Here is a 17,462-nt window from a genome sequence, read left to right on the forward strand (position 1 = left end):
GCAGCCTGGCGCACCGCTGTTGCCGGTGGCCGGCTGCTTCACAGATCCTGTTCAGACCTTATAATTCGCGCATCAACCCCCACGGAGTTTCACATGGCACGTACCGTCAATTGCATCAAACTTGGCCGCGAGGCCGAAGGCCTGGATTTCCCGCCGTATCCGGGTGCGCTCGGGCAGCGCATTTTCGAGAATGTTTCCAAGGAAGCCTGGCAGCAGTGGATCAAGATGCAGACCATGCTGATCAACGAAAATCGTCTGAACCTGGTCGATGCCAAGCATCGCAAGTACCTGTCGGAACAGGTTGAAAAGCACTTCTTCGGCGATGGCGCCGACCGTATCCAGGGCTATGTGCCGCCGGCTGCCTGAGCCTGTTGCCTGGCCGATGAAAAAAATCCCGCTGCGGCGGGATTTTTTTTCGGGCTGTTTTTCAGGCCGCCTTGCTTAACGCAAACAGCAGCAGGGCGCTGCCGGGAATCGCAATTGCTGCCAGGCGGACGCTGATGCGGCGGATGCCTTCGCCGAGTTCGTCGATGAACTGTTCCATGCCGTCGAAGAGTTCGGGAAAGGCGGCAACATCACTGCGGCAGTTCTTGTCCATGCTGTCCTCCAGAAGTTCGGTTGATGCTGCCTACTATCGCTAGCGAATGTTGCAAACACATGAAGGCCGGACCGGCGCAGTCTGTCACACGGGCTTAACACGCCTGCCATAGCCTGCGGCCATCGATTCCAAAAAATGCGGTGGTGCCTTGTTGAAAAAATGTTTTGCCTTGTTGTTTGGCGGGCTGGGTTTTCGCGGTCTTTTCATACTGATCGGCGCGGTCTCGATGCTGGCGTTTCTGGCCGTTGCCTTGCCGCATCTTCTGTTGCGCCTGGAAAGCATGCAGACGGCCGCAGCCCGTCTGGCCGCGATCAGTCGGGTCGAACCCCTGCATGCGCTGATCGGCGAACTGCGCGAGCAGCGTTTGCATCTTTTCCTGGCCGGGGCGGGTGATGCCTCATCCAGCATTTCACCCCCGAAAACGCCGATGACCGTTGCCGCCGGTTTACCGGTCGCCGAGCGTCTGCCGGCCTTGCTGGCCAGCACGCCGGAACAAGGCAGCGGGCGCCAGCGCCTGGCGCTTTTTACCGAATACCGGGAGGTCCTCGACGGGCTGCAGCAATCCCTGATCGAGCAGGTTGAACAGCCGGGTGTTGCTTCCGGCGGACGGCATGTGGCTGCGTTGAATGCGATCTGGCTGGAAGACCTGCCCTTGCTCAGCGAAATGCTGGCGCGGCTTGAGGTGCTGGCCGGTGTTGCCCAGCGCGAAGGCATGGTGGCGGAACGTCTGCGGCCGGAGTTGTCGGCGGCGGTTGCGGTCGCCGGGCATGCCCTGGAGAAACTGAAGAAGCACCTGGTTGCGCTGGATGCGACGGATCCGGCCTCCTCCGGCTTGCTCGATCGGGCGGCTGATCTGGATAACCGCTTTGCGCTGGCGATCACCGTGGCCAACGGCCTGGCTTTGAGCAATACCGTCTATGCGCTGACGGAAATCGATAATGCCTTCACCCAGCCGCTGGCGGCAGTCGCTGCGCTCGAAGGCTTGAGCCAGACGGTGCTGGTTGCCGCGCTCGGCGATGAGCTGGGGCGCGCCCGGCAGCATCTGCTGGTGACCGTGGTCCTGGTCATCGGCAGTCTGCTGCTCTCCGGCCTCGGGCTGTACAGCGCCTATCTCCGGCTCGCCGGCAACATCGATCTTCTCGCCAAGGGGGCCAGCCAGTTGGCCACCGGCGATCTGTCGGTGGCCATCGAGCTGGAAGGGCGCGACGAATTGCAGCGCATTGCCGGTTCCCTGTGCGAGGTGCGCGATGGCATGCGGCGCCTGGTCGGCGAAATCGTCAGCAGTGCGCACGCCCTGACCAGCGGCTCGCTGACCGTGGCGCAGGCGACCGCCGCTTCGGCCGGGCGCGCCCGGCAGCAGGAAGAGGACACCCGTCAGGTCGTGCTGGCGGTGGCTTCGGTCGGCCAGCAGGTCGGCGAGATTGTCCAGGCGGCAGGCGAAACGGACAGTGTGGCGCGCAATTCCGACCAACTGGCAAGTTCCGGCATGGCGTCGGTCAGTCTCGCCAAACAGGTGCTGGAAGGCATGAGCAGCGACATTCTCCAGGCAACGGTTTGCCTTGATCGCATGGAGGCCGAGACGAAACAGGTGGCGACCGTGGTTGCGGTGATCAGCGCGATTGCCGAGCAGACCAATCTGCTGGCCCTGAATGCTGCGATCGAGGCGGCGCGCGCCGGTGAAAGCGGGCGTGGTTTCGCCGTCGTCGCCGACGAAGTCCGGAAACTGGCCGAACGTACGGCACTGAGCACGCGCGAGATTGGCCAGATGATCGATCGCATGCAGGGCATCGCCGGCGAGACGGCGGAGGCGGTACGCACCGCCGCCAGCCATGTCATGCAGAGCAATCAGCAGGCCGGCGAGGCCGAGGCCGCGATGCGCCGGATGCGCGACCAGGCGCGCCTGGTCGAAGCGGCGAGCGCGCGGATCACGCGCGCGCTCGGCACGCACAGCGAGGAAACCGGACGTATCGAACAGCTGGTTACGGGCATCGCGCAGTTGTCGGCAGAAAATGGCGAGGCGCTGGCCGGGGCATCCGATTCGGCGCGTTTGCTGGAGGTGCTGGCGGCGGATCTGCGGCAGGCGACCGGCAAGTTCCGACTGACAGAAAATGCGCTGCCGCAGCGGTCGACCGCTGAAAAAAGACATTTTTCGCTGCAGGCGGCGCTGGCCTGAGCGTTAGCGGCCCCGGCGCTGCCGGCAGCAAGTGCCGGCTGGCGCCGTTCAGCGGGTCAGACGCAGCGTTCCGGACGCAGCAGGCTGAGGCGCTCGGCGGCGTGCCGGGCGGCTTCACGGTTGATTTCGGTCTGCTGGCGGCCGAAAGCGTCGCGCTCCTTGGGTTTGCAGGCCGCGGCTTCGATGCTGCGGATGCAGCGCCAGCGGTCGCCGAGCTTGGTCGGGAAGAGACGCATTTGATCCTTGGGGTGGTGTACCCGGCAACAGTAGCAGAACAGCATTTCCGTCATCGCAACCTCGTCGCATAGGGAATCGTCATGGCTCCCAGCATGATAGGCCTATATTGCCGGCGCATGACAACTTTAAGAATGCCGGCGTTCCCGACCTGAATTCGATCTGTCGCCGTTTTGTCACAGAACTGAAATGGCGGCTTTCTAAACTGACCATCCTGTTCCTCCGAGATGATCCCGATGATAGTTTTGATGGATGACGAAGCAACCGAACTCCGCCGTATCCTGGCCGAGGAGTTGCTCTATCCGGTCTTCCAGCCGATCATCGATTTTCGTGTGCGGGCAATTCTCGGGTACGAGGCGCTGATCCGCGGTCCGGAAGGCAGCGCCCTGCACCGGCCCGACCAGCTGTTTGCCGCCGCTCACCGCGCCGGCTTTGCGCTCGAACTCGAGCATGCCTGCCGCGAAGCCAGTCTGCGCGCCTTTGCCGGTCAACGCCTGCCGGGACGCCTTTTCCTGAATGCCACGCCGGGGTGCCTGCTCGACCCGCAGATGATGAACGGCCATACCCGCGAGCTGCTCAATGAGCTGGGCATTGCCCCCAACCGCATCGTCATTGAACTGACCGAAAACCAGCAGATCACCGACATGCCGGGCATCCAGGAAGCGCTGCTGCATTATCGCGGGCGAGGCTTCCAGATCGCCATCGACGATCTCGGCGAGGGCTTCGCCAACCTGCGCATGTGGTCCGAGCTGCGCCCGGAATTCGTCAAGATCGACAAGCATTTCGTGCACGGCATTGCCGACGACCGGATCAAGTACCACTTCGTGCGGGCGATGCAGGATCTCGCCGAGATCTGCAATGCCTCGCTGGTTGCCGAAGGCATCGAGCGGCCCGAGGATTTCGCCTGCATCCGCGACATGGGCATCGCCTGCGGCCAGGGCTATTTCATCGCACATCCCGAGGTTTATCCGGCCCGCCAGCTGGCGCCTGGCGTGGTTGCCGCGCTGGCGCAGCAGCGCCTGTCGCTGTCGCCGATGGCCGCCAGTGCCGGCAAGATGCCGACGGCGCGCAACCTGCTGCGGCCGATCGAGCCGGTGCCCTTCGATGCCACCAACGCGACGGTCATCGAGCGTTTCGAGGCCGATCCCGAACTCGACGTGCTGCCGGTGGTGCAGGACGGGCAGCCGCTCGGCATGATCAACCGGCACAGCATGATCGACCGCTTCGCGCGGCCGTTCCGGAAGGAATTGTTCGGGCGCAAGAGCTGCGACCTGTTCATGGATCATGCGCCGCTCGTCGTCGACCAGAACGCCACCATCCAGGAGCTGGCGCTGATGCTGTCGATGGCGCCCAAGCACTACCTGTTCGACGGCTTCATCGTCACCGGCGAAGGCCAGTACCTCGGCGTCGGCAGCAGCCACGACCTGATGGCGACGATCACCGAGATGCAGATCAGCGCGGCGCGTTACGCCAATCCGCTGACCCAGTTGCCGGGCAATGTGCCGATCAACGAGCACATCGACCGGATGCTCACGGCCGGCAGCGATTTTGTCGCGGCCTACATCGACATCGACAACTTCAAGCCCTACAACGATACCTTCGGCTATCGGCGCGGCGACGATGTGATCCAGTCACTCGGCCGGCTGATCTGCGAGGCGGCCGAGGAACGCCTGGATTTCGTCGGCCATATCGGCGGCGACGACTTTTTCGTCGTGTTTCAGAGCAGCGACTGGGAACTGCGCTGCTGGCAGCTGGTGCGCAGTTTCGCCGAAGCGATGGATGCGCAGCTCAGCCCGGAGGTGCGGGCGCGCGGCGGTTACATGGCGGAGAACCGGCGCGGCGAGATTGCCTTCCATCCCTTGCCGACGCTGTCGATCGGCGCGGTCAAGGCGGTGCGCGGCGAGTACGAGTCACATCGCGAAGTCGCCGCGGCGGCTTCGGCGGCCAAGAAACAGGCCAAGAAAAAGGCGAAGAGCGCCGACAGCGAAACCCTGCTCGGCGGCAGCCTGTTCATCGAGCGGCGTCGTCCGGGCAGCATCGAGGCGATGCGCCAGGTCTTGCGCACGATCAACTGAGCTGCCCGGCGGTCGACGCCGGGAAAATGGCAAAAACCGTTCAGTAAAACAATTTCCCCAGGTCGAGCGTGGCTTGCCGGCCGATGCTCGGCCAGTAACTGGCCAGCCAGGCGCGCGCATGTTCGCGGCCATCGTCGCGCAGACTCTCGAAGAATTCGCGATTGACCGTCAGCTTGCTTTCGGCGGGCAGCGCGCCGAGCAGGGCATCGGCGCTGATCGCGTGGAAGCGCAGGCGCTTCATGCGCTGCTCGAAGCGGTTGAGCGGCAGCCAGTCGGGCAGCCAGGATTCGCCGACCTGGTCGCGCAGGTGCGCGAACATCCGCATCTCGCGCAGGAAGGTGGCGTTGAAGGCCAGCTCGCGCAGGCGGACCCGGATGTCCTGTGCCGTTTCCGGCGTTTCGCTGTAGCGCAGCGGGGTCAGCAGCACGAGCATGATGTCGGCAGCGGTACACTCGTAAAAAAGCGGGAAAACCGCCGGGTTGGCGCTGTAGCCGCCATCCCAGTAAGGCTCGCCATCAATGATCACGCTGCGGTGGATGGTCGGCAGGCAGGCCGAGGCGAGCAGGGCGTCGACCGACAGTTCGTGGTTCTTGAAAATGCGCAGCTTGCCGGAATTGGCATGCGTTGCCGCGATGAACAGCTTGACCGGGCTTTCCCGGCGCAGGCGGGCGAAGTCGATCTGCTGGCCGATGATGTCGCGCAGCGGGTTGAGATCGAGCGGATTGAGTTGTTCCGGCGACAGGTGCTCGGTCCATTGCAGCATCATTTTCATCGCCGGCGCCATGCCGGCTGACTGTCGGCTCTGGTCGAAGGGCGAACTCTTCGCTACGGCAGTCCAGAAATCGGCCAGCGCCTGGCGGGCGCCGTCGCGGCCGCCGGCCATCAGGCCTTGCGCCAGGCAGGCGGCGTTCATCGCGCCGGCGCTGGTGCCGCTGACGCCTTCAAAACCGATGCGGCCGTCTTCGAGCAGGGCATCGAGAACGCCCCAGGTAAAGGCGCCGTGCGCGCCGCCGCCCTGCAGGGCGAGGTTGAGCACGGCCGGAGAGGCGGAAGATGTGGTCATGGCTGACTTTCCAAAAGGCGGTGCAGAGAGGTGCATCTTGCGGTGCACCAGCAAAAAAGGCAAAAAATGCGGGTCGACCGCTGGCGGTGCGGCGGCAGTGTTAACATTCGCCCCTCCTATGCGTATCGAACATATCCGGGCCCGCCTGCAGGCATGCGGCGCCAAAACCTGCCACGAAGACCGCGTCCTGCGCGCCTGGACCCAGGTCGTCGGCCTCGACACCCGGCATCGCAAGGCCGAGAGCTTCTTGCCGCTCGCCGTGCGCAATGCGCTGCCCGAACTGTTTGCCGATCTCGACGGCCTGGTCCGCCTGCGCGCCGAACATCCCGGCGAAGACGGCTCGGCCCGCCTGCTCGTCGAGCTTGGCGACGGCCAGACGGTGGAGAGCGTGCTCCTGCCGCGCGACGGCCTCTGCGTGTCTACCCAGGTCGGCTGCGCGGTCGGCTGCCTGTTCTGCATGACCGGTCAGGATGGTCTGCTGCGTCAGGTGGGCAGCGCCGAGATCGTCGCCCAGGTGGTGCTCGCCCGGCGCAAACGCACGGTCAAACGTGTCGTCTTCATGGGCATGGGCGAGCCGGCGCACAATCTCGACAACGTGCTGGAAGCGATCGACCTGCTTGGCACCATCGGCGGCATCGGCCACAAGAATCTCGTTTTTTCGACAGTCGGCGACCGCCGCGTTTTCGAACGCCTGCCGCAACAGACCGTCAAGCCGGCCCTGGCCTTGTCGCTGCACACGACGCAGGCTGAACTGCGCCGTCGCCTGCTGCCCAAGGCACCGGACATCGCGCCGGACGAACTGGTCGAGTTGGGCGAGCAGTACGCGCGCGCTACCGGCTACCCGATCCAGTACCAATGGACCTTGCTTGAAGGCATCAACGACAGCGATGCCGAAATCGACGGCATCATCCGCCTGCTCAGCGGCAAGTACGCGATGATGAATTTCATCCCCTACAACAGCAACGAAGGTCTCGGCTTCAGCCGGCCGTCTTGGGAGCGCGCCGGCGAACTCGCCTGGCGCCTCAACCGGCACGGCATCCTGACCCGCCTGCGCAACTCGGCCGGACAGGATGTCGATGGCGGTTGCGGTCAGTTGCGGGCGCGGGCGCTCGGCGAAAGCGTCGTCGCCGCACCGGTCCACCGGTCGGCGCAATAAAAAAAGCCCGGTCGGACCGGGCAAAATGGAGAGAGCCGGGGCGGCTTCCAGACGACAGCCGGTCAATGTGCCCTGGAGCGGCTTCGGGCGGGCGCCTTGGGCTTTTGTGCGGGTTGCTCGGCCAGCGTTTCGCTGATCTGGTGTACTTCGTTTTCGGCGATGCTGACCGTTTCGACGGCGGCAATGCTCATGCCGCGCAGCGAGTTCTCGGCGGTTTGCAGCGTCGTGCGCAAGGCGTTCAGCGCAATTTCACTTTCCCAGGGGCTGCTTTTGACGGCCCGGTTGAGGCTGGCGAAGACGATTTCATCAAAGGCGCGGACCTGGGCTTCGGCGCTCTGGATCAGGACCTTGTGGGTTTCGCCGAGGATCTCGCAGGCTTGGTCGAGCAGTTTGCTGCTGCGGATGCTGTGTTCCAGCCAGAAGCTGGTCGGAAACTGGCTCAGTGCATCGAGTTGACCGTGGCCGAAGCGGCTCAGGTGCTGGCTGCCGGCATGCAGCGTGTCGCGCCCGGCGCCGGCAAAAAGCTCGCTGAAGCGCTGGCCGGCGACGATGCAGGCAGTGGAGAGACCGAGCAGGTTGTTCAGGGCGTGATCCCTGCTCTGGGCGATTTCATGCGGCGTCACGTACATGGGGCGCTCCCGGCGACTGGAAATGTCGCCAGACTAGCGCCCCGATGTGACAGTCAAATGACTCAGATGATGGTTTTTACACCTTCGGCGGTGCCGAGCAGCAGCACGTTGGCCGGGCGGATGGCGAACAGGCCGTTGGTGACGACGCCGGTGATCTGGTTGATCTGCGCTTCCAGGCCCTTGGGGTCGGTGATGGCAAGATCATGCACGTCGAGGATCAGGTTGCCGTTGTCGGTGACAAAACCGGCCCTTTCCACCGGTCGACCGCCCAGTTTGGCCAATTCCCGCGCGACATGGGCACTCGCCATCGGAATGACTTCGACCGGCAGCGGGAACTTGCCCATCACCTCGACCAGCTTCGAGGCATCGCAGATGCAGACGAAGGTCTTGGCCACGGCGGCGACGATCTTCTCGCGCGTCAGCGCACCACCGCCGCCCTTGATCATGTTGAGGCCGGCATCGATTTCATCGGCGCCATCGACGTAAACCGGAATGTCGCTGACGTCGTTGAGGTCGAGCACCTTGATGCCGTGCCCTTCGAGGCGCTTGCGGGTCGCCTCCGAGCTGGCGACGGCGCCCTGGTATCTGTCCTTGAGCGGCGCCAGGGCGTCGATGAAGAAATTGGCCGTCGAGCCGGTGCCGACGCCGATGATGCTGCCGGCGGGGGCGTTGGCAGCCACGTAGTCGGCGGCGGCCTGGGCTACGGCCTGCTTGAGTTCGTCCTGGGTCATGGTGGGCTTCCTGAATGGGGTGGGGTGCATTTTAACCTGTCAAAAAAGTTTAACTTTACGAACTGGATAAATCGCTAAACTGCATACATCGTTTTTTAGGGAGAACAAGATGAGCGATCAAAAGAAAACAGCCCCGGTCAAAACTGCTCCTGCAGCCAAGTCGACCGCTGCGCCGAAGCCGCCGAAAAAGCTGGTGCCGCGCACCGCGCCGAAGCCGGCGCCGGAGACCGTGGTTGCCGCAGCGGCCGAGCCGGTCGTGGTGCCCGAAGTCGTCGCGCCGGAAGTTGTCACCCCGGCCCCGGCTGAAGTGCCGGCGACTGCCGCCGCCGTCAAGGCCAAGCCGGCGCGTAAGCCGTCGCGGGTTGATGAAACGGTGAGCAAGCATCAGAAGGTGCTGGCCGATGCGCTGGTCAAGGCACAGGCCATCAAGTACGACAAGCCGGCCGTGGTCAAGGCCGAGCCGCCCAAGGCAGGCAAGGCCGCCAAGGCGGAAAAGCCGGTTCGCCCGAAGAAGGTCAAACTGGTGCGCGACAGCTATGCCATGCCGGAAGACGAGTACGCCCAGATCGGCGCCCTCAAGAAGCGTCTGGCCGGGCTGGGTAGTGAAGTCAAGAAGAGTGAGTTGCTGCGGGGCGGCATTGCCCTGCTGGCGGCCCTCAACGATGCCGAGCTGACGGCAGTGATGGGGCGTGTCGAGCGCATCAAGACGGGGCGTCCGGCCAAGTAAGCGAATTATTACAGTCTGTCATTTGGCTGTAACAAACCGGGATTAACCTGCACATTGTTGTCCAACTCAATCATGTGCAGGAGTTCCCCATGTTCAAGCTTTCCAAGCTCGTTTCCGCACTGGCCGTCGCCGGTGTTGCCCTGTTCGGCGCCCAGGCTGCCCAGGCCCAGGTCATCAAGATCGACGGTTCTTCGACCGTTTATCCGATCACCGAAGCCGTTGCCGAAGAATTCCAGAAGGCCAAGAAGAACGCCATCAAGGTGACGGTCGGCATTTCCGGTACCGGCGGTGGTTTCAAGAAGTTCTGCCGTGACGAAACCGATATCTCCAATGCCTCGCGCCCGATCACGGCCAAGGAAATGGAAGACTGCAAGGCTGCCGGCGTTCAGTACGTCGAAATGCCGGTCGCCTTCGATGCCCTGACCATCGTCATCAACCCGAAGAACAGCTTCCTCAAGCAGGCTACGGTTGCTGAAATGAAGACCCTGTGGGAACCGGCTGCCCAGGGCAAGATCATGAAGTGGAACCAGGTCAATCCGGCCTGGCCTGATGCCCCGGTCAAGCTGTTCGGCGCCGGTGCCGACTCCGGTACCTTCGAGTACTTCACCGAAGCCATGGTCGGCAAGGCCAAGTCCTCGCGCGGCGACTACACCGCGTCCGAAGACGACAATGTGCTGGTCCAGGGCGTCTCGCGTGACGTCAATGCGATCGGTTACTTCGGTTATGCCTACTACGCCGAAAACACCGCCAAGCTGAAGGCCCTGGCCGTCGTCAATCCGAAGACCGGCAAGGCCATTGAGCCGTCTGCCGCCAATGTCGAAAACGGCACCTACGCACCGCTGTCGCGTCCGATCTTCATCTACGTCAAGGCCAAGTCGCTCGAGAAGCCGGAAGTCAAGGAATTCATCGAGTTCTACATGAAGAACGGCGCCAAGCTGACCAAGGAAGTGAAATACGTACCGCTGCCGGCTTCTGCCTACACCGGCAACCTCGAGCACATGAACAAGAAGAAGCTCGGCACCGTGTTTGGCGGCCATAACGAAATCGGCATCACCATCGAAGAGTTGATGAAGCGCGAAGCAAAGAACTAAGCTTTGCCCTGGCGATGCAATAATCGCCTGCTGTCGAAGCCCGGCCCTGCACGGGGTCGGGTTTCCCGTTTATGGAATTCTTGATGTGAATTCACACGCTATGTCTGCAAATAACGCTTCTGACCTGCATACGGTCAGCGATCGCCTGGCCAAGAATGCCATGCGCAATGTCAGCGAGCGACTGATCGAGGGGCTGTTGTTCAGCGCCGCGGCAGTTTCTGTCCTGACCACGATCGGCATCATGTATGTGCTCATTTCCGAGTCCATCCATTTCTTCGCCAATGTCAGCATCGTCGATTTTCTGACCGATACGCAATGGACGCCTCTTTTCGATGATGCCCACTTCGGCATCATGGTGCTGGTTTCCGGTACGCTCGTTTCCTCAGCCGTGGCGCTGCTGGTCGCCGTGCCGATGGGGACCATCATCGCGATTTATCTCTCCGAGTTCGCCAATGGCAAGGTACGTGAAGTTGCCAAACCGATTCTCGAACTGCTCGGCGGCATCCCGACCATCGTCTTCGGCTATTTTGCCCTGCTCATGGTCACCCCGCTGCTGCAGAAGCTGTTTCCGGAACTGCCCGGTTTCTCGCTGCTCTCCGCCGGCCTGGTGATGGGCATCATGATCGTGCCCTACATCGCCTCGCTGTCCGAAGATGCGATGCGCTCGGTGCCGATGAGCCTGCGTGAAGGGGCTTACGCACTCGGCTCGACCAAGCTCTATACCGCGATTCACGTTGTCGTGCCGGCTGCCTTCTCGGGGATTGCCGCTGCTTACATCCTGGCCATCTCGCGTGCGGTTGGCGAAACGATGATTCTCGCCGTCGCCGCCGGCATGCAGCCGAACCTGACCTGGAATCCGATGGAGCCGGCCGCGACCATTACCTCCTACATCGTTCAGGTGGCACTGGGTGATCTGCCGCACGGCTCGATCGGTTACCAGACCATTTTCGCTGCCGGCCTGACCCTGATCCTGATTACCCTGGTCTTCAATATTCTTGGCCAGTGGCTGCGCGCCAAATTCCGGGAGAACTACTGATGCAAGCGCTGACTACCGAGCAAATCCGCGCCCTGATTGCCAAGGGCAAACTGCGCGATGCCATCTTCAAGGGGCTGGGTATTTTCTGCCTCGCCGTCGCCCTGCTGGTCATCATCCTGCTGGTGTCCGACATGGTGGAAAAGGGCTCCGAGCGCTTCACGCTCGATTTCTTCATGAACTTTGCCTCGCGGCATGCCAATCAGGCCGGTATTCTCTCGGCTTGGGTCGGTTCGCTGCTGGTGATGACGGTGACCGCTCTCGCTGCTGTGCCGCTGGGCGTCGCCGCCGGTGTTTATCTGGAAGAGTATGCCAAGCGTAACTGGATGACCGAGATCATCGAGATCAACATCACCAATCTGGCCGCCGTGCCGTCGATTGTGTATGGTCTTCTGGCACTCGGCATCTTCGTGTACCAGTTCGGCTTCGGCCAGAGCATCCTGTCGGCCGGCCTGACCCTGGCGCTGCTCATCCTGCCGATCATCATCGTGTCGACCCGCGAAGCGATCCGCGCCATTCCGGCAATGATCCGCGAAGGTTCGATGGCGGTGGGTGCGACGCGCTGGCAGACCTGCCGCTATCACATCATTCCGTATGCCATGCCCGGCATCCTGACCGGCGTCATCATCGGCCTGGCCCGCGCCATCGGCGAGACGGCCCCGATCATCACGATTGGCGCGCTGACTTTCATCGCCTTCCTGCCGCCCGCCCCGTTCATGGGCGAACCGGCAGCCGGCCTGTTCGACTGGGTGATGGCCCCCTTCACGGTGATGCCGATCCAGATCTTCAACTGGACCTCGCGTCCGGACCCGGCCTTTGAAGTCAATGCCGCCGCTGCCGGCTTCGTGCTGATGGCCATGGTGCTGTCGATGAACGGTATCGCTATCTACCTGCGCTACAAGATGCGCAAGAACATCAAGTGGTAAAAGGATAAATCATGCAAATTCAGGACAATCCCCAACTCAAGGCCGAAGCCCGCAACCTCAACTTCTATTACGGTGAGGCCAAGGCGCTCAAGGGCATCAACATGCCGATCTACGACAAGAAGGTCACCGCACTGATCGGTCCGTCCGGTTGTGGCAAATCGACCTATCTGCGTAGCTTCAACCGCATGCACGACCTCTATCCGGGTAACCGCTATGAAGGCGAAATCCGTTTCTTCCCGGACAACACCAACCTGCTGGCGCAGGAGGTTGATCCGATCGAAGTGCGCATGCGCGTCGGCATGGTTTTCCAGAAGCCGAATCCGTTCCCGAAGTCGATCTACGAAAACGTTGCCTACGGCCTGCGCGTGCGCGGTGAAAACAATCGTCGTGTGCTCGACGACAAGGTTGAACAGGCCCTGCGTGGCGCGGCGATCTGGGACGAAGTGAAGGACCGTCTGAACGAACTGGCTTCCAATCTGTCCGGTGGTCAGCAGCAGCGCCTGTGCATCGCACGCGCCCTGGCAACCGATCCCGAACTGCTGCTCTTTGACGAGCCGACCTCGGCGCTTGATCCGATTGCCACTGCCGCCATCGAGGAGCTGGTGCATGAGCTGAAGAAGCGCGTCACCATCCTGATCGTGACGCACAACATGCAGCAGGCGGCTCGCGTTTCCGACTACACGGCCTACATGTACCTGGGCGAACTGATCGAATTCGGCAAGACCGACGAGATCTTCATCAAGCCGCAGGACAAGCGTACTGAAGACTACATTACCGGCCGCATGGGTTAATCAGGGGAACGACATGAACGAAAGCCAACACCTTTCCAGCCAGTTCGACGAGGATCTCAGCCGTCTGCGCACGCATGTGCTGCAAATGGGCGGTCTGGTCGAAACCCAGGTTTCCGCTGCCATCGATGCCTATACGACGGGTGAAGTCGCCAGTGTGAAGAGCATTGTCGAGACCGATCGCAAGGTCAATGAGCTCGAAAAGGCCATCGACGACGATTGCGCCCATATCATCGCCAAGCGTCAGCCGACTGCCTCCGATCTGCGCCTCGTGCTCGGCATCAGCAAGATCGTCACCGATCTCGAACGAGCTGGCGACGAAGCCAAGAAAATCGCCAAGGGCGTGCGCCGTATTTATGAGGGCGGCCACATGCCTTCGCAGTACGGTGTCGGTATCCGCCATCTGGCTGAGGCTGCCCTGGTCATGGTGCGGCAGGCGCTCGACGCCTTTGCCCGCCTCGATACGGCGCAGGCTGCCAGCGTGATTCGCGCCGATACCGAGGTCGATACCGAGTTCAAGTCGATCATCCGTCAGTTGATCACGCACATGATGGAAGATCCGCGTACGATCACGACGGCCATCGACATCATCTCGATTGCCCGTGCCATCGAACGGATTGGCGATCATGCCAAGAATGTTTCCGAGCAGGTGGTTTATGTCGTTGAAGGCCGTGACATTCGTCATACCAAGGAGCTCACCAAGTGACACCGACGATTCTGGTCGTTGAAGACGAACCAGCCATCCAGGAACTTGTTGTCATCAATCTCAAGCACGCCGGCTTTCTGGTGGTGCGGGCGGGTAGTGCCGAGGAGGCCGAATCGGCGATCCGTGCAGCGCTCCCCGACCTCGTGATCCTCGACTGGATGTTGCCAGGCCAGTCCGGTGTGGCGCTGGCCAAGAAGATTCGTGCCGACGAGCGGACCCGAGAATTGCCGATCATCATGTTGACGGCGCGGGTGCATGAAGAAGACAAGGTGCAGGGCCTGGAAGCCGGGGCGGATGATTACGTCACCAAGCCTTTCTCGCCCAAGGAACTGGTTGCCCGCGTCCGTGCGGTGCTGCGCCGTCGGGCGCCGCACCTGGCTGGTGAGGCGATCGAGGTGGGTGATCTGGCGCTCAATCCGGCAACCCATCGCGTACTGGCGGGGGGGCAGCCGGTTGAGTTGGGGCCGACTGAGTTCCGCCTGCTCTTTTTCTTCATGACGCACTCGGAGCGGGTGTACACCCGTGCCCAGTTGCTTGATGAAGTCTGGGGCGACCACGTTTTCATCGAGGAACGCACGGTGGATGTGCACATTCGTCGCTTGCGCGCAGCCCTTGAGCTTTCCGGTCATCACGAGCGGGTTGAGACGGTGCGCGGCACCGGTTATCGTTTCCGGGGAGCCTGAAGCGGGTGTCGGCACAACTGATCCGGGCCCTGCTGCTCGCCTTGCTGGCTGCCGTCGTTGCGGTGCCGGTCGGGCACTTTGTCGCGATCTGGGCCGGTTGGGCGGTCTTTTGTGCCGGTTTTGGTCTGCAGCTGGCGTTCCATTTTCGCAACTTTGCCCGGCTTGAACGCTGGTCGCGGGCGCCGGTCGTGGATAGCAGCCTGGAGGGTGAAGGTGCCTGGGATGGCGTTTTTGGTCGTCTCTACCGGCACGAAAAAGAGCTGCGGGCGCAGATCGCTCGTCGCGATGACGAGATCGCCATGCTCATCGCGGCCGGCCAGGCATTGACCGACGGCGTCGTGTTGCTCGACGAGAACAACCATATCCTGTTCTGCAATACGACGGCGGAGGCGCAACTCGGTCTCGTGGTGCGTACCGACCGCGGTCAACCGGTGGTCAACTTGGTACGGCAGCCCGAATTTGTCGGTTATCTGACTGACGCGGATTTTTCCCGGCCGTTGACCCTGCGTTCGGATCGCAACGAAGACCGGGTGTTTTCGATCTATGTCCTGCCCTATGCCGGCAACCGACGTCTGATGCAGGTCAAGGATGTGACCCAGACGGATCGCCTAGACCGCATGCGGCGTGACTTCGTCGCCAATGTGTCGCACGAACTGCGTACGCCGCTGACCGTCCTTGCCGGTTTTCTTGAAACCTTGCAGGAAATCGAGGTCGACCGTGAAGAGCAGGTGCGCTATCTGGCGCTGATGGCTGAGCAGTCTCAACGCATGCAATCCATTGTCCAGGACTTGTTGACGCTGTCTTCGATCGAGTCGGCGCCGCCGCCTGAGAATCAGCCCGTTGATATGCCTAACCTGATCGACAAATTGCGTCGGGATGCCGAAGCGCTTTCCAACGGGCGTCATCAGATTGCAGTGGAAACCAATGCCCAGGTCGACCTGCGCGGTTCCGAACCTGAACTGGTCAGCGCTTTCGGTAACCTGGTGGCCAATGCCGTGCGCTATACCCCGGCCGGCGGCACGATCCGCATCATCTGGCGGGCCAGTGCGGCGGGGGCGGAGTTCGCGGTCGAGGATACCGGGATCGGTATCGAAGCCAAGCACATCCCGCGGCTGACCGAGCGCTTTTACCGCGTAGACCGGGGGCGTTCGCGCGACGCTGGCGGTACCGGTTTGGGCTTGGCGATTGTCAAACACTCACTGAGCCGTCATCAGGCACAACTCGAGATCAAGAGTGAGCCAGGCGTGGGTAGCCGTTTCTCTGCCCGTTTCCCCGTCGCCCGAGTGCTTGGCGTCTGAATTTGCAGCAGTTTCCCGAGTTGACCGGTCGGTAGGGGGCGATTGAACGGCGCAGCCCTTGTTGGGCTGCCCGGAAATAAACATTGACCTGAGAGGGGCTTTGCTGGATAGTGCGCACCTCTGACGGACGCGGGGTGGAGCAGTTGGCAGCTCGTCGGGCTCATAACCCGAAGGTCGCAGGTTCAAGTCCTGCCCCCGCAACCACTGAATGAAATCAAGGATCAACAGCGCAAGCTGCTTGGTCTTTTTTTTCGCCCGCTTTCTTTTCCTTTTCTGGTTCAGGGCGGCGCCGGGCTGGTCTTGCGTAGGCGGTTGCCGCTTGTCTCTGATGGGCGATTTTGCTGTTGATGCCGATCAAGTGAGCGGGGCGCCTTGATGATGCGGTGATCTGCTTTGGCTGAGGCTTCAGGGGGAGTGTCTGTCGCAGGAGCCCCCTTGCCATGGCGCTCCTGCGCGAGGGCTCTTAGTGGTGGTTGGTGGTGCCTTGCCTTGCCTCGACCTCGGCAACGAACATATAGCCTTGTGAGCGCCATGATTTGATGAAGCTGCTGCCGTCGGCTTGCTTGCCAAGAAGGCGTCGCATATTGGATATGTGAACATCGACAACCCTGTCGCAGGGCTGGTGGCTACGTTTCAGGACATCCGACAAAAAAACGCGCGATAAAGGTTCAAATGGGTTCGCGAGGAATGCTGAAAGTATTTCGAAAGGATAGCGGCTAAGCTGCTTCCGTTGTCCATTAGCACCGTATAACTCCTGCGCGAGGGGATCAAGAGTCCATTGGCCAAAATGAATCTTCCGGTGCTCGCTATGCAGGCGCGGGAAGGATTGGGTGCGCTTGATCAGGCGACGGGTGCGTGCGATTAGTTCTCTCAAATTGCATGATTTTGGCAAATAATCATCGGCGCCCATTTCTATTCCGATAATTCGATCAATGTCGCTCGAGTGGCTGGAGTGAATGACGACAGGGATGTCGGATTTCAATCGTATTTGGCGCAACAGGTCCAGGCCCTTCGTGTCTTTCTGGCAGAGGTCAAGGATCACTACATCTGGCTCGTTAGCTAGTTGTCGCCACATTTCTGCGCTGTTTCTGGCGTATATGGGGTCAATGCCGGCGGCATTGAATGATGAGCCAAGGATTGATCTGCTTGAAGGGTCTCCTTCAATGATGAGGGCAGAGTGGCGAGTCTGTTCCTGGTTTCTCATATGCGCCTTTCCTTGTTCTGGTATGCACTGGCTGGCTTTGCGTAAATGACATAGGGTTGTTGAATTTGTCGATTCCATGGGGTTTTGTGTGAGTTGTTTTTGAAAGTGGTGGTCAGTGTCATTTTTGAGTTGTTTTCCATTAAAAAAACAAATTTTCAGTTATTCGTTTGTTGTTGTTTTTGTTGTTGGTTTTGCTGGAAAAACGACCAATCTGGAAAGGTTGTAAAAAAGAAATGCTCTGTTCGTTTGTTGTTGTTTTTAAATGATATTGTTGCGTTTTGCGGTGGTTTGCGCGATCGGTTTTGTGAATAAATGTAAACGCGTGGTTAGTTCAATGGCATGCGCTC

Annotated in this window: 18 protein-coding genes and 1 tRNA gene; 13 read left to right on the forward strand and 6 right to left on the reverse strand. The window is 61.2% G+C overall.

Features of this window, described 5'->3' with window-relative positions:
• The first annotated feature begins 93 nt into the window (after nucleotides 1–93).
• Entirely contained in the window at nucleotides 94–366 is a 273-nt protein-coding gene (locus tag KIG99_RS13145; RefSeq protein ID WP_226442414.1) for an oxidative damage protection protein, read from the forward strand.
• Nucleotides 367–427: 61 nt separating this feature from the next.
• On the opposite strand, the gene KIG99_RS13150 is transcribed toward KIG99_RS13145, so the two are convergent.
• On the reverse strand, nucleotides 428–598 hold the full coding sequence (locus KIG99_RS13150) for a hypothetical protein (protein WP_226442415.1): 171 nt from the start codon (nucleotides 596–598) through the stop codon (nucleotides 428–430).
• 226 nt (nucleotides 599–824) lie between these two features.
• Here KIG99_RS13150 and KIG99_RS13155 point away from each other — a divergent pair, with 226 nt between their 5' ends.
• Nucleotides 825–2,771 (forward strand): methyl-accepting chemotaxis protein, encoded by a 1,947-nt coding sequence (locus KIG99_RS13155; RefSeq protein WP_226460574.1) that lies wholly within the window; start codon nucleotides 825–827, stop codon nucleotides 2,769–2,771.
• Nucleotides 2,772–2,827: 56 nt separating this feature from the next.
• Here KIG99_RS13155 and KIG99_RS13160 read toward each other — a convergent pair whose 3' ends face one another.
• Nucleotides 2,828–3,061, reverse strand: a complete 234-nt coding sequence (locus KIG99_RS13160; protein WP_226442417.1) for a hypothetical protein — start codon at nucleotides 3,059–3,061, stop codon at nucleotides 2,828–2,830.
• A gap of 192 nt (nucleotides 3,062–3,253) precedes the next feature.
• Between KIG99_RS13160 and KIG99_RS13165 the strand changes: the two genes are divergently transcribed.
• The gene (locus KIG99_RS13165; protein WP_226460575.1) at nucleotides 3,254–5,080 is read left to right on the forward strand and encodes a GGDEF domain-containing protein; all 1,827 of its coding nucleotides are present in this window, start codon (nucleotides 3,254–3,256) and stop codon (nucleotides 5,078–5,080) included.
• A gap of 40 nt (nucleotides 5,081–5,120) precedes the next feature.
• On the opposite strand, the gene KIG99_RS13170 is transcribed toward KIG99_RS13165, so the two are convergent.
• Complete coding sequence (locus KIG99_RS13170; protein WP_226460576.1) at nucleotides 5,121–6,143, reverse strand: patatin-like phospholipase family protein; 1,023 nt, start codon at nucleotides 6,141–6,143, stop codon at nucleotides 5,121–5,123.
• 118 nt (nucleotides 6,144–6,261) lie between these two features.
• Between KIG99_RS13170 and KIG99_RS13175 the strand changes: the two genes are divergently transcribed.
• Complete coding sequence (locus tag KIG99_RS13175) at nucleotides 6,262–7,299, forward strand: RNA methyltransferase (RefSeq protein ID WP_226460577.1); 1,038 nt, start codon at nucleotides 6,262–6,264, stop codon at nucleotides 7,297–7,299.
• Between the two features lie 62 nt (nucleotides 7,300–7,361).
• Here the strand turns inward: KIG99_RS13175 and KIG99_RS13180 are convergent, their stop codons facing one another.
• Together KIG99_RS13180 and rpiA are read right to left on the reverse strand one after the other, a co-directional pair.
• Nucleotides 7,362–7,928: a hypothetical protein gene (locus tag KIG99_RS13180; RefSeq protein WP_226460578.1), complete on the reverse strand. Its 567-nt coding sequence runs from the start codon at nucleotides 7,926–7,928 to the stop codon at nucleotides 7,362–7,364.
• A gap of 62 nt (nucleotides 7,929–7,990) precedes the next feature.
• Nucleotides 7,991–8,659, reverse strand: coding sequence for a ribose-5-phosphate isomerase RpiA (gene rpiA, locus KIG99_RS13185; RefSeq protein WP_226460579.1), 669 nt, complete (start codon nucleotides 8,657–8,659; stop codon nucleotides 7,991–7,993).
• A 109-nt stretch (nucleotides 8,660–8,768) separates the two neighbouring features.
• Between rpiA and KIG99_RS13190 the strand changes: the two genes are divergently transcribed.
• From KIG99_RS13190 to KIG99_RS13230, 9 genes are all read left to right on the forward strand, one after another.
• On the forward strand, nucleotides 8,769–9,386 hold the full coding sequence (locus KIG99_RS13190) for a hypothetical protein (RefSeq protein WP_226460580.1): 618 nt from the start codon (nucleotides 8,769–8,771) through the stop codon (nucleotides 9,384–9,386).
• Nucleotides 9,387–9,475: 89 nt separating this feature from the next.
• The gene (locus KIG99_RS13195) at nucleotides 9,476–10,477 is read left to right on the forward strand and encodes a PstS family phosphate ABC transporter substrate-binding protein (protein WP_226460581.1); all 1,002 of its coding nucleotides are present in this window, start codon (nucleotides 9,476–9,478) and stop codon (nucleotides 10,475–10,477) included.
• Between the two features lie 100 nt (nucleotides 10,478–10,577).
• Nucleotides 10,578–11,513, forward strand: coding sequence for a phosphate ABC transporter permease subunit PstC (pstC, locus tag KIG99_RS13200; RefSeq protein ID WP_226442425.1), 936 nt, complete (start codon nucleotides 10,578–10,580; stop codon nucleotides 11,511–11,513).
• Nucleotides 11,513–12,436 (forward strand): phosphate ABC transporter permease PstA, encoded by a 924-nt coding sequence (gene pstA, locus KIG99_RS13205; protein WP_226460582.1) that lies wholly within the window; start codon nucleotides 11,513–11,515, stop codon nucleotides 12,434–12,436. The genes pstC and pstA overlap by 1 nt, the downstream gene beginning before the upstream one ends.
• Nucleotides 12,437–12,447: 11 nt before the next feature.
• Nucleotides 12,448–13,227: a phosphate ABC transporter ATP-binding protein PstB gene (pstB, locus tag KIG99_RS13210; RefSeq protein ID WP_226442427.1), complete on the forward strand. Its 780-nt coding sequence runs from the start codon at nucleotides 12,448–12,450 to the stop codon at nucleotides 13,225–13,227.
• 13 nt (nucleotides 13,228–13,240) lie between these two features.
• Nucleotides 13,241–13,930 carry a phosphate signaling complex protein PhoU gene (phoU, locus tag KIG99_RS13215; protein ID WP_226442428.1) on the forward strand — a complete coding sequence of 230 codons (690 nt, stop codon included), beginning with the start codon at nucleotides 13,241–13,243 and terminating at the stop codon, nucleotides 13,928–13,930.
• Complete coding sequence (gene phoB / locus KIG99_RS13220; RefSeq protein ID WP_226442429.1) at nucleotides 13,927–14,613, forward strand: phosphate regulon transcriptional regulator PhoB; 687 nt, start codon at nucleotides 13,927–13,929, stop codon at nucleotides 14,611–14,613. Before phoU ends, phoB begins: the two co-directional genes overlap by 4 nt.
• Nucleotides 14,614–14,618: 5 nt before the next feature.
• A complete protein-coding gene (gene phoR, locus KIG99_RS13225) occupies nucleotides 14,619–15,911 on the forward strand; it encodes a phosphate regulon sensor histidine kinase PhoR (RefSeq protein ID WP_226460583.1) in 1,293 nt (430 codons plus the stop codon).
• Between the two features lie 128 nt (nucleotides 15,912–16,039).
• A tRNA-Met gene (locus KIG99_RS13230) sits at nucleotides 16,040–16,115 on the forward strand.
• A gap of 259 nt (nucleotides 16,116–16,374) precedes the next feature.
• On the opposite strand, the gene KIG99_RS13235 is transcribed toward KIG99_RS13230, so the two are convergent.
• On the reverse strand, nucleotides 16,375–17,115 hold the full coding sequence (locus tag KIG99_RS13235) for a response regulator transcription factor (protein ID WP_226460584.1): 741 nt from the start codon (nucleotides 17,113–17,115) through the stop codon (nucleotides 16,375–16,377).
• Nucleotides 17,116–17,462: the final 347 nt, after the last annotated feature.

Source organism: Quatrionicoccus australiensis, from assembly GCF_020510425.1.
In the GTDB taxonomy this organism is placed as follows: domain Bacteria; phylum Pseudomonadota; class Gammaproteobacteria; order Burkholderiales; family Rhodocyclaceae; genus Azonexus; species Azonexus australiensis_A.